Raw genomic sequence first — 12,322 nt, 5'->3', positions numbered from 1 at the left:
CGCAGACACACTGAACTGAGAAAAGATCGGGCCGGGGCATCATGCCCCGGCCCGATCTGCGTCTGCCGATGTGGACGAATCCCCGCACACTGCGGCTGAAAAACTTAGTGGCTTGCGCTGTCCACTGAACCTGCCGCCATGGCCGAGGCATAGAGACAGACGGTAGCGGCGGTGGCGACGTTCAGCGATTCCGCATGGCCGTACAACGGTACTGCGACGCGAGCATCCGCCAGATCGCGTTCCTCAAGTGATAACCCCTGCGCCTCATTGCCGAAAAGCCAGGTGGTAGTTCGGGCAAGCGCCGATCCGAGGTTCACAAGATTCGCTTCGCCGTAACCGTCAGCGGCGAGAACCTGGTGGCCAAGTCCGCGCAGGGAGTCCAGAGCGCTGGACAGGTCAACCGCGGTGAATACCGGAAGGTGGAACAGCGAGCCCGCAGTTGAGCGTACGGCTTTGGGATTGAACGGATCTACCGAGCCGCTGGTGAGGAGGACGGCATCGGCACCAGCGGCATCGGCCGCACGAATGATCGTGCCCATGTTTCCTGGGTCTTGGACCCGGCACAGGACCGCCAGCAGTTTCGGTGAGGTAACGTGTTGCTGCAACCATTCCACGCTGCGTCGCGCTCCGGGTAGCGTGCACACTGCGATGACGTCCTGGTGCGTTACCGCGTCGGAGAGCGCTTCGAGCACCTCATCCGTCACCACACGAACCTGAATGGACGCTCGCGCCTGGTCGATGAGCTCGGCGATATCTGGGTACAGTGCGGCGATGCCTTCAGTGACGAACACTTCTTCCACCACGCCTTGACCCCAGTGCCCCGAGAGGGTCGCCTCAAATTCGCCGAGGTGCGCGCGCAGTGCCTCGCGTACCGACTGTGGGCCTTCGGCCAGAAAACGATTCTGTTTCTGACGCGCTGAACGCCCCGCCAGACGGGCAACGGTCTTCACTCGGTCAGCCCGAGGGTTGCTCATCTGTGCGGGGCGTTCAATCATGGGTGCGTCGTGATCTCGTTCTAGAAAGAACGGATCAGCGGGATGCTGCCGGGGCGTTGACGTCAGCCGGCAGAGCCTGCTGAGCGGTCTTCACCAGGGTGGCGAAGGTCGCTGCGTCAGAGACGGCGATCTCGGCCAGCATGCGGCGGTCCAGCTCGATCCCGGCCAGCTTCAGGCCCTGGATGAAGCGGTTGTAGGTCATGCCGTTAGCGCGAGCGGCAGCGTTGATACGCGTGATCCACAGACGACGGAAGTCGCCCTTGCGCTTGTGACGGTGCTGGTAGTTGTAGACGAACGAGTGGAGCAACTGCTCCTTCGCCTTGCGGTACAGGCGCGAGCGCTGCCCGCGGTAGCCAGACGCGCGGTCAAGTACCGTACGACGCTTCTTGTGGGCGTTGACCGCCCGCTTCACACGTGCCACGTGCGTTCTCCTTCGATTGGGTCCTTCACTCGGCAATTCGCGCCGGTGATGGAAAGCTGTAGTTGTTGGTCAGGCAGGCAGAATCAGATGCCAAGCATCCGCTTGATGACTTTGACCTTGCCCTTGGAAACGAGCTTGTCCGAAGCAAGGCGACGCGTCAGCCGGGAGGACTTGTGCTCCAGGTAGTGACGACGGTTGGCCTGCTGACGCATCAGCTTTCCGGAGCCGGTCACGCGGAAGCGCTTTGCGGCACCCTTGTGGGTCTTCATCTTCGGCATGGCTGCCGTTCTCCTTCTATTGGTCGCTGGCTTCCGCGACGGAACCAGCTCAACGATCCGCTGGGGATCAGTCTTCCCGAACCGGGTATTCGGTCCGGGTGAGTCTGTGACTACTTCTTCGGAGCCTGAGGCTTCGGGGGCTGAGGTGTTGCCGAGGACATCTTCTTCAGTTCCTCAGGCATGGCATCCGCCACCGAGTTCTTCACCGGCTTGGCGCTCTCCGCTACCGCTTCCTCGCGCTTGGCCTTCGCTTCGCGAGCGGCCTGATCGCGACGAGATCCGCCTCCGGAGCGCTCCTTGTTTCCAGTGGAGTCGCGGCGCGAGTCTGCACGGGCTTCAGCCTTGGTGCGCACCGGCCCCACCACCATGACCATGTTGCGACCATCCTGACGCGGTGACGACTCGACGACTCCGAATTCGGCCACGTCGTCCGCGAATTTCTCGAGCAGTCGAATGCCCAATTCAGGACGTTGCTGCTCACGACCACGGAACTGGATCATGGCTTTGACTTTGTCACCGGCCTGCAGGAACTTCTTCGCCCGCGCCGTCTTGGTCTCATAGTCATGGGTATCGATTTTCAGGCGGAAGCGCACTTCCTTCAGAACCGTGTTGGTCTGGTTCTTCCGTGCCTCACGGGCCTTGACCGCCGCCTCGTACTTCCACTTACCGAAGTCCATCAGTTTGCAGACAGGAGGCTTTGCGGTCGGTGCGACTTCCACCAAGTCGAGATCTGCTTCAACGGCCAGACGCAACGCATCCTCGATACGCACGATTCCGACCTGTTCGCCCTGTGGGCCAACTAGGCGGACCTCGGGCACACGAATGCGTTCATTGATTCTTGGCTCGCTAATGGTGAGTCTCCTTGATAGATATGAGTTGAGCCAACTCCCGGAACATCAGACGCGGAGACGAAAAAACCTCCGTGCAGATGCAGCGGAGGCCTGTCGACGCCGGTACGGCATCGACCTTCGATCGACAACACGCCCCAAGGAACGATGTCTCAACCGGAGTACCCGGCAACTCGAGCTTCGTTCGAAAGTCTTGCTGACGCGGGTGGGAGCTGTGGCCTCCACTTTTCAAACACACATCATACACTGCTTCGCACTCTGATACGAAGCAGATAAACATGCGCGGTCTGTGTCAAGCTTACCCTATGACTGATTCCGACCAGAATCCCGTTGGCCACGACGCCGGCGCCCAGACCGAAGCACCTCTCGACGACCAGGTTCGCGAGATCCACGAGGTTCCCGCCGTGGAACTCATCAACACCACCGCCGTGCACCTCATGACTGCAGCTGCAGTCAAGTGCGGCCTCGCCGATCTGCCCGACGCCGAGGAACAGCAGGACCTGGATGAAGCGCGCAAGCTCATCACAGCCCTGGCCGGCTTGGTCACCGCTGCCGCCCCCGAAATTGGGTCGCAGCACGCCGGTCCGCTACGCGACGGCTTGCGAACCCTGCAGCTGGCTTTCCGTGAGGCTTCGCCGTTCCCGGACGCCCCAGGCAAGGGGCCCGGCGAGAAGTACACCGGTGCGGTGAACTAACGAATTTTCCACCGATACTCTGGGTCAGCGGTCTATGTACCGCTGGCCCAGATGTGTATTAACGCTCGGGGTGAAGAGCAACAGCAACACCACGGCCGCGGGCACCAGCAGAAGCAGTCCACCGCGAATATCACCGGCACTGAGTGAACCCATCGAGAGGATCGCTGCGAAGAGTTGGACCACAATCACCGCGGCTCGAGTCCAAGTCTTTCCCGCCTTGACACCCCAGGCCGTAGCACCCAGCCACACCGCGCCGAGCAACATCAGAAAGACGAGAAACAACTGTGCCGGAACCCCCAAGGCACCGTCCCCGAGCATGACGATCACCATCATGGCGGATACGACCAGCGCAGCAGCCTGCAACCCCACGATGACGGCGATCCCCCATGCCGCAGACGGCGTCACCGACCTGACTTCTTCACTCACTGAATTCACTCACTTCCGAGGCAGATGGTCCAGCAGACAGCCTATCGCCCATGACCTCACACCCATTACTACTCATGAGTTAGGTAAGGCTCAGCAACGTGACAAAGACCTCCCGTATACCGCCGCATTTCTTCCCAAGAACCCTTGTATGGCGTTTCGGTGCGTGTCATGATAATTGGGACCTTTCGCAGGATGAAATTCATCCCCCAGATTTAAATTGATCTCATGTCTAGATCATCACGAGTTCATCGGCTGTTTACTCACGAATTCTCTCAGAGGAGATTTTCAAAACAGCACCTTTCCCTCACCGAGGGTCGGCCATTCGTGTTGATTCAGGACTGATCAGAAGGAGAGTGCACCGCATGGATTGGCGTAGCCGCGCAGCCTGCCTCAACAAAGACCCCGAGCTGTTCTTCCCGGTCGGCAACACCGGCCCAGCACTGCTACAGATCGAAGAAGCCAAGGCCATCTGCCGTACGTGCGAGGTCATGGATACCTGTCTGCAGTGGGCCATGGAAAGCGGCCAGGACGCTGGCGTCTGGGGTGGCACCAGTGAAGACGAGCGTCGCGCGATGAAGCGCCGCGCCGCACGCGCACGTCGCGCTTCCTGATACTCGGATCACCTACGCGTCTTGGGGGCGCAGACCTTTTGCGGTCTGCGCCCCCATTGCTTTAACGATCGTGGAGCGGCACCGTGATCCTGACCTCAGTACCGGGCAGCTGGTCCCCGGCTTCCGAACGAGGGTGCCATTCGATGCGCCCACCCAAATCTGATTCCACCAAGGTCGTCACAATCTGCAGGCCTAGACCACCGGCACCGCTCGGCTTCACCGGCACCATATCGGCTTGATCCGTGGGGCCCTCGTCGCGCATGATAATGCTCAGCCATTCGCCGTCGTCGTCGGTCCGGCGGCTGGCTTCGAGCTCAACCACTCCGCCTCCAGCTTTGGTGCCGTGCTCCACAGCATTGGTCGCCAATTCGTTGATCACCAGCGCCAAGGGTGTGGCCATGCTACCGGGCAGGGTCCCGAAAGATCCGTGCATACGCGCACGCACATTCGGTGCGGCCGAGGCCACTTCAACGGCCAGGGTGAACTGCCGCGACAGCAACCCATCCATGTCGAGGTCGTCCTCGGTAGTGAAGGACATGGTCTCGTGGACCAGAGCGATGGTGTCCACCCGCTGCATGGCCTGTTCCAGCCCACGACGAGCCTCGGGAGAACTCATCCGCCGGGATTGCATGCGCAGCAGCGAACCCACCGTCTGGAGATTGTTTTTCACCCGGTGGTGGACCTCCCGGATGGTCGCATCCTTGCCCATCAGTTTGAGGTCACGACGACGAATTTCCGTCACCTCGCGCAACAGCACCAGCGCACCGAAACGCTCCCCGTCGCGGCGCAGCGGAACCGAACGCAATGACAGGCTGACCGTGCGCAGGTCGATGGAGGCCCGCCCCGCGCTGCGGCCGAAGAGTACCGCCGGCAGGTTTTCATCCACGGGGCGACGCTGATCCATGTAGTCTAGTGCCAACCGGGACAGCTGCCGGCCTTCCAATTGCTCGCTGATCCCCAGCTTCCGGAGCGCCGAAATCGCGTTCGGCGAGGCGAAGGTGACCAGTCCGTGGGCATCCATCCGGATCATCCCATCCCCCACACGCGGGTTGTCCCACACCACGGTGGGCGAATGCGCGTCAGGTTCCGGCCAGGTACCTTGAGCGATCATCCGCAGCACATCATCTGCGCTAAGCCGGTAGATGGCTTCCAGTCGCGAGGGCACCCGCTGGGTGGTGAGGTTCTGATGTACCGTCACCACCGCAATGGGGTGCCCGCCACGCAAGACCGGCCAGACGGCAACCCCCAGCGAACTGCCCGGATTGGGCACGTCGTTGGGATTCACCGTCTGACCCGTCATCCAGGCTTGCTGCACCAGTGGTTTGAGACCGACGCGCGGCGAAGACCCGACCACGTCACGGTGCAGAGTGGTCTGCGCGGTGAAGGGTCGGGCCTGTGCCACAGCGATGAACCCCGTCGTATCATTTGACCCCGGTTGGCTGGCCGGTGCCCAGAGGACCAGGTCAGAGAACGCCAAATCGGCGATCATCTGCCAGTCATGGGTGAGCCGGCGCAGGTGCTCCTCGGTGTCTTCGCTCATCGCGACGGGAAAGACCATGCACGGATCTTACCGCTCATTGCACCAAGCTACGCAGTCGACGCAACATCACGGTCAATGCAGCAAGGTCGGTCTTACCGGTCTTCTCATCAGGGGTGAGCTGGTCATGTACCCCGTCCAGGAAGGTGCGCAGTCGCTCGATCCTGGTTTCGTTCTGGGTGTGCCAGCGACCCAGCAGATCCTCCGCGCTGAGGCCTTCCTCGCTATGACTGAGCACCGACTCGGTCACCTGGATCATCCAGATGTAGAAGTCGTCACGCATTGCCCCGCGTGCCAGTGCCTGCCACCGGGTGCGGCGCGGCAGGAAGGTGATGAAGTCGAGCAGCTCATCTGCGCTGAATTCGTCGTAAAGCCGGAAGTAGACTTCCGCCACCCGCACCGGGTCCAGGTCCTGACGACGGGCCAGCGTCACGATATCCAGTAGCGCGTAGGTTTCGAAGGCCATCGCGCGCACCGCGGCGATCCCCTCCGGGAAGCCCGCACGCAGGTTGTTCTCCTTCCACCGCGTGTAACGCTCGTCGACCTCGCCGACGAACATTCCTGGCAGGAGGGCGGCCAGGCGCTGCACCGGCACGGCAAGATCCCCGATCTGGTCTTCGAGGGTCTCGTCAATCCCGCGATGCAGGATCATCCACCGCACGGCACGGTCCAGCAGTCGGCGCAGTTCCTGGTAGGCCAAGCTGCGCGTGGCCGGGTCGATGCCCACCGGGAGGTCTTGGAGCTGAGACATGTAACGGTCCAGCCAGTAGATCTCCTTGGAGGCGATGTACGCCTTGACGATCGCGGTGGTCTCCGCGCCGGTTTCTTCCTGGGCGCGGAACACGAAGGTGGTGCCGCCGACGTTGACGACGTCGTTGGCGACCATCGTGGCGATAATCTGACGCCGCAGCGGGTGCGCCTGAATCGCATCCACCCGCGAGCGCACATGGCGCGGGAAGTACTGGATCAGCACCTTGGCGAACCACGGGTCGTCAATCAGGTCGGATTCCAGTAGCTGTTCGGTCAGGTTGATCTTGGTATAGGCCTGCAGCACCGACAGCTCGGGAGTGGTGAGCCCCTCCCCCTGCTGGACCCTCTGGTTGAGCTCCTCGGTGGTCGGGATCGATTCGATGCCGCGATCCAGCCCGGCGTTGGCTTCCAACCAGGAGGCGTGCCGGATGAAGCTGGGCATCCAATCCGACACCCGCGCCGAGTCGTTACGCAACAACACGTTCTGCGCCTTGTTGGTGGCCAGCACCAGCTGTGCAACGTTATCAGTCATGGAGCGCAGGGTTTCGGCACGCTCGTCGGGATCGAGACTGCCATCCTGGATCATCGCGTTGAGCAGGATCTTGATGTTCACCTCATGGTCTGAGGTGTCCACGCCGGCGGAGTTGTCGATGGCGTCAGTGTTGATGAGTACCCCGCTGCGCGCGGCTTCAATGCGGCCCAGCTGGGTGGCTCCCAAGTTGCCGCCTTCAACGACCACAGTGGCGCGCAGATCGGCACCGTTCACTCGGATCGCGTCATTGGCACGATCGCCCACGACGTCGTTGGACTCACCGGTGGCCTTGATGTAGGTGCCGATGCCGCCGTTGTACAGCAGGTCGACGTCGGCGCTGAGCACCGCTTTGAGCAGCTGGGTCGGCGTCATGGTGGTGACGCTCTCGTCGAGGTCCAGCAGCTCCCGGATCTCCGGGGTGATGCCGACCGACTTGGCCGATCGGTCGAACACGCCGCCGCCGGTGCTGATCAGTGCGGGGTCGTAGTCGGACCACGACGAACGGGGCAGCGAGTACAGCCGCTCGCGTTCCTGGAAGGAGACCTCCGGGTCGGGGTTCGGGTCGATGAAGATGTGCAGATGGTTGAACGCTGCCACCAGGCGGGTGTGACGGGACCGGAGCATGCCGTTGCCGAACACGTCCCCCGACATGTCGCCGATGCCCACCGCGGTGAAGTCCTCGGTCTGCACATCATGACCGAAGGAGGCGAAATGGCTGCGTACGGACTCCCAGGCGCCGCGGGCGGTAATACCCATGCCCTTGTGGTCGTAGCCTTCGGAACCGCCCGAGGCGAAGCCGTCGCCGAGCCAGTGCCCGTATTCCTCAGAGATGGCGTTGGCGGTGTCCGAAAAGGAGGCGGTGCCTTTATCAGCGGCCACCACCAGGTAGGCGTCCGGTGCGTCGTGACGGATGATGCCTTCGCGGGTGATCGTCCGGGTCCCCTCGGCATCGACGACCTGGTTGTCAGTGACGTCGAGCAAACCGCGGATGAAGGTGCGGTAGGCGTCCTTGCCCGCTTCCATCCACGCCCCGCGATTCACCGAGGGGTCGGGCAACCGGTGCGCGTAGAACCCGCCCTTGGCGCCGGTCGGCACGATGACGGCGTTCTTGACCTGCTGGGTCTGGACGAGGCCGAGCACCTCGGTGCGGAAGTCCTCTCGACGATCGGACCAGCGCAGTCCGCCGCGAGCGACCGCGCCGAAGCGCAGATGAGTGCCGGAAACGTCGGGCGATTCCACCCAGATCTCGTGGGCTGGGCGGGGCGCCGGGGCGAACGGGATGCGCGAGGGAACGATCTTCAGCGACAACCACTCGTGGTGCTGGTAGAAGTTCGTCCGGTCGGTGGCTGCCATGGCGGTGAGGTAGCCGCGCAGCACACGGTCGGCGTCCAGCGTCGGCACGGCGTCGAGTGCGACCAGGATGTCCTCGTTGACGGCGTCGAGCACCTGGTGGCGCAGCTCGGAGGCTTCACCCCCGTGTTCGAAGTCATCGACCAAGGCTTCCGGCCGGCTGACGATCTCCGTATACTCCGGGTCGAACCGCACCTGGAAGTACCGCACCAGGCCAGCGGTCACGTTAGGGTTGCGCAACAGTGTGTCCGCCATGAAATCCGGCGAGTGGGGCACGCCCAGCTGCCGCAGGTAGTGTCCGTAGCCGCGCAGCATCGACACGGTACGCACGTCGAGTCCCTGGCGCAGCACCAGGCGGTTGAATGCGTCCGAGGCGGCGCGCCCCGTCATCGCCTCTGCCACCGATTCCGAGACCAGATTCGAAACGGGCCCGAGCTCGATATCGTCTGGTGTCAGCACACCAAGGTCGTAGAGGTGGAAGGTCCGGTCATCGGCCGGGGTGATCACGAAGGGACGCTCATCGGTGACGGTGAGTCCCAGGTTCTGGATCACGGGCAGAATCTCGGTCAGCGTGCGGGGCGTATCCGAATAGATTTTCAGGCGCAGGCGCTCGTCGTCCTCATCCGCATCCCGTACGGCTTTTTCTCCGGGCGGGGCGATGTAGACCGCCGGGGTGCCGTCGCCGGGCAGGGCGGTGAAACGGGAGATGTCCTCGAGCGCATCCTCGACCTCGTAGCGGACTCGGTAGGCTGGCGGGAAGGCCTCGTCCCAGAGCTGGGCGGCGGCCACACCGGTGTCTTCACCGAAGACCACCAGGGCCTGTTCGTCCACGCCTTCTTTCCACGAACGAACGGTGCTGACCAGCTTCCGCTCCAGCAGATCCGGCTGCAGCGAACCGGACCGGTCCCAGTCGGAGGGCAACTGCACGCGGAAGAACAACCGTGCCAGCGACGATTCGGTGAGTCGCACCTGATATTCCACCGAGACACCGCCCAGCTCGTCGAGCAGCAGCGCTTCGATGCGGTGGCGCACCCCGGTGTTGTATCGGTCTCGCGGCAGGAACACCAGCGCCGTCAGAAAACGACCGTAGATGTCCCGGCGCAGAAACAACCGGGTCCGGCGGCGCTCTTCGAGCTGTAGGATTTCCCGGGCCACGTCCCAGAGCTGTTCGGCGGTCATTTGGAACAGCTCGTCGCGGGGGTAGGTTTCGAGCAGGTTGGTCAGCTCGGAACCAGAGTGCGAGGTGCGCGAGAATCCGGCCAGATCGAAAACCTCGTCGACCTTCTCGCGCAGCACGGGCACGTCCCGAATGGAGACGGTGTAGGTGGAGGCGCTCCACAGCCCGATGAACCGACGCTCCCCCACCACACGACCGCGCTCGTCGTAGGTCTTGACCGCCACGTAGTCCATGTAGGCGTGGCGCTGGACGCGCGAGCGGGAGTTAGTTTTGGTGATGATCAGCGGGGTCGGCTTCTCAATCTGGTTGCGACCTGACACGCTCAGCGGCGACGGCGACGCAGGCGGTCGGCCGCGCAGCACCCCGAGACCGGTGCCTTCCACGGGGTGCAGCACCTGGTGGTTATCTCCGGTGCGCAATACGTACTCGCGGTAGCCGATGAAAGTGAAGTTGCCGTTGCGCATCCACTCCAGCAGGTCGGCCGAGCGGTTGACCTGCAGCGCCTGCGACGGCGCATCGTGGCGCAGCGTCTGAGCCGCACTCAGCGCTGCCGCCCGCATCTCTTCCCAGTCGCGCACGGAAGCTTGCACATCGGCCAGAGCCTGGGTGACGCCTTCTTCCAGTTCCGCGGCGGCCGCTTCGGACATTGGACCGGTGGTGTGGATGCTAATCCAGGATTCCACGCCCACTCGCACGTTGTCACCGCTCAAATAAGCACCGAGACCGGTCAGCGCGGCCGTATCGCCGGAGGCCACGGGACCCTGGGCCGGAATATCGAAGATGCCGACCAGTTCACCGGTGTCTTTCCGATGATGCGTCAGGAAGGTGGGGTGGGCGACCATGTGGATGGCGTACCCCTGCCGAGTCACCTCAGCGGCAACGGAATCCACCAGGAAGGGCATATCGGCTTGCACCACACGCAGCACTGCGGAGGTGGTGGCCCGATCCACACGCACCACCGGCTCCTCGCTGACGCGCCGTTGCGCCAGCTTGAGGTGATGTTCGACCGCGTCGAGCTGTCCTCGTTGACCGAGCTCTTCTTGATCGTTGTGTGAGACGTGGCGAAAATACGCCTTCGTGAGTTTTTCAATGGTGGGTCCGGACGTGGTCGACTCGGAGGCATGCTCGAGCGACCAGAGCGAGACGGTAGCAGTCATCTGAGTGCAATCTCTTTCATGGTGGTTTTGCGGAGCCCCATTGCTCCACGTCACTACCCTACCGATAGCTCGCCGTGTGTTGTAGTTCTCACCCTTGTTTGGTTCGGCTAAATCTGTTCACGATTCTGCCCACCGGGTTCATCGTCGCACGGGTGCTTCCACGACGACGCCGACGGCTGTCCCGTTGTTCGGATGACAACACCGACGCTGACGTGGACGCTGGCTCCGGCTGAGGCCCTTCCGCACCGGCCCGCACCCTCTCGGCGACACCGGCGATCGCGATGCGGATGGATGATTTCGGGGAGGCTTCCGCCAGCACTTGGCCGCCGAACAGGGCGTTGGATACCACTTTGGCGTCGTGGGGCAAGAACGCCTGCACCTCGTACTGGGATCCGTAGCGGCTCCACACCGAACGGATCTGCGCCCGCGGACCCACACCGGAGATGCTGGCGCTGACCTTGTTGATCACCGGATCGATGCGCACTGACTTCTCAGCGCTAACCAGGCGCTCCACGTCATCGAGGCCCTTGATCAGTCGGGGCAGACCCACGGGGTCCCCCGTCCCGATCGCCAGCACATGATCAGCTGCCGCCAGGGCGGTCAGCGTGGCCCCGTTGCGCTGCGGGGCGGGCACATCGAAGCTGAGCTCTTCGTCTTCTTCCAAGCCGAATCCGCAGTCCACCACCACGTGGCTCCACTGGTCGGTCGCACGGGACAACACCTGAGCCAGCGACGCCGCGCGCAACTCAGCCCAACGATCCGGACGAGTCAGCCCCGTCAGCACGTCGATCCTGGTCCCGGCCACTCGAATCGGAGAGGCCAACGATTTCAGCCTGGCCCCGCTGATGTCGGCGCGTTCTGCGGCACGGCAGGCCTGAGCGATACCAGCGGAATCATCAAGCAAACCCAGCATCGCAGCAACCGATGCGCCGTAGGTGTCGGCATCGATGAGGACGACGTCTTCATCGGCCAGCCCCAATTCCACCGCCAGGTTGATAGCAACGGTGGTGCGACCCGGCGAGCCGATCGGGCCCCATACGGCGGTCACGGTGCCAGGTGTCTGTCTCGGTTGCCCGGCGTTGCCATGAGTCGACGGGGTCCCTGCAGACTCACCGGCGTCGTCCTCGACGGTCCATGGCGCAGCATAGCCACCGGAATGTTCCGCGCCAGCCGGTTCTACTGTCTTGGATCGCCAACCCTGGTCACTTTCGCGGTGCTGCCGCACCACGTCAGAGAGCCACGCCACCAACTTCGACGGATCCAGGTCCGGGCTGGTGGCGGCAATGCCTAACGATTCGAGGCGTTCCCGCTCCGACGACACATCTGAAAGGACCGCCAACGCCGGTGAGCGACCGCCCGGGACCTGCACCGCTTCCAGAACGTTGCGACCCACACCGTCGGTGTCACCAGCAACCAGCATAAGATCGACGATCCCCGACCGCCCCAAACTCATGAGTTCGGGCAGATCATCACAGCGGTGAGTGACCAAAACATTTCCACGAACTGATTCAATACTCGTCACATGGTCGAATCGTGGGTTGAACG

General features: G+C 62.9%; 10 protein-coding genes. 2 read left to right on the top strand and 8 right to left on the bottom strand.

Features of this window, described 5'->3' with window-relative positions; genetic code table 11:
* Positions 1 to 104: 104 nt before the first annotated feature.
* The 4 genes from O1A05_RS09260 to infC all read right to left on the bottom strand — a co-directional run bounded on the left by O1A05_RS09260 (position 105) and on the right by infC (position 2,512).
* Entirely contained in the window at positions 105 to 995 is an 891-nt protein-coding gene (locus O1A05_RS09260; protein ID WP_270104930.1) for a TrmH family RNA methyltransferase, read from the bottom strand.
* A 34-nt stretch (positions 996 to 1,029) separates the two neighbouring features.
* Positions 1,030 to 1,416 (bottom strand): 50S ribosomal protein L20, encoded by a 387-nt coding sequence (gene rplT / locus O1A05_RS09255; RefSeq protein WP_270104929.1) that lies wholly within the window; start codon positions 1,414 to 1,416, stop codon positions 1,030 to 1,032.
* Positions 1,417 to 1,499: 83 nt separating this feature from the next.
* The gene (gene rpmI / locus O1A05_RS09250) at positions 1,500 to 1,694 is read right to left on the bottom strand and encodes a 50S ribosomal protein L35 (protein ID WP_270104928.1); all 195 of its coding nucleotides are present in this window, start codon (positions 1,692 to 1,694) and stop codon (positions 1,500 to 1,502) included.
* Between the two features lie 110 nt (positions 1,695 to 1,804).
* Positions 1,805 to 2,512, bottom strand: coding sequence for a translation initiation factor IF-3 (gene infC / locus O1A05_RS09245; RefSeq protein WP_442867622.1), 708 nt, complete (start codon positions 2,510 to 2,512; stop codon positions 1,805 to 1,807).
* Between the two features lie 335 nt (positions 2,513 to 2,847).
* Here infC and O1A05_RS09240 point away from each other — a divergent pair, with 335 nt between their 5' ends.
* Positions 2,848 to 3,237: a DUF1844 domain-containing protein gene (locus O1A05_RS09240; protein ID WP_270104927.1), complete on the top strand. Its 390-nt coding sequence runs from the start codon at positions 2,848 to 2,850 to the stop codon at positions 3,235 to 3,237.
* 24 nt (positions 3,238 to 3,261) lie between these two features.
* On the opposite strand, the gene O1A05_RS09235 is transcribed toward O1A05_RS09240, so the two are convergent.
* A complete protein-coding gene (locus O1A05_RS09235; RefSeq protein WP_270104926.1) occupies positions 3,262 to 3,642 on the bottom strand; it encodes a hypothetical protein in 381 nt (126 codons plus the stop codon).
* A 383-nt stretch (positions 3,643 to 4,025) separates the two neighbouring features.
* On the opposite strand from O1A05_RS09235, the gene O1A05_RS09230 reads away from it, so the two are divergent.
* On the top strand, positions 4,026 to 4,274 hold the full coding sequence (locus tag O1A05_RS09230; protein ID WP_270104925.1) for a WhiB family transcriptional regulator: 249 nt from the start codon (positions 4,026 to 4,028) through the stop codon (positions 4,272 to 4,274).
* A 61-nt stretch (positions 4,275 to 4,335) separates the two neighbouring features.
* Here the strand turns inward: O1A05_RS09230 and O1A05_RS09225 are convergent, their stop codons facing one another.
* From O1A05_RS09225 to O1A05_RS09215, 3 genes are all read right to left on the bottom strand, one after another.
* Positions 4,336 to 5,832: a sensor histidine kinase gene (locus O1A05_RS09225; protein WP_270104924.1), complete on the bottom strand. Its 1,497-nt coding sequence runs from the start codon at positions 5,830 to 5,832 to the stop codon at positions 4,336 to 4,338.
* A 16-nt stretch (positions 5,833 to 5,848) separates the two neighbouring features.
* Positions 5,849 to 10,777, bottom strand: a complete 4,929-nt coding sequence (locus O1A05_RS09220; protein WP_270104923.1) for an NAD-glutamate dehydrogenase — start codon at positions 10,775 to 10,777, stop codon at positions 5,849 to 5,851.
* Positions 10,778 to 10,865: 88 nt separating this feature from the next.
* Positions 10,866 to 12,197 carry an AAA family ATPase gene (locus tag O1A05_RS09215; protein WP_270104922.1) on the bottom strand — a complete coding sequence of 444 codons (1,332 nt, stop codon included), beginning with the start codon at positions 12,195 to 12,197 and terminating at the stop codon, positions 10,866 to 10,868.
* Positions 12,198 to 12,322: the final 125 nt, after the last annotated feature.

The organism is Citricoccus sp. NR2 (genome assembly GCF_027594385.1).
Lineage (GTDB): Bacteria > Actinomycetota > Actinomycetes > Actinomycetales > Micrococcaceae > CmP2.
Note: the sequence above shows the minus strand (reverse complement) of the source record. Positions and strands in the feature narration are given on the sequence as shown.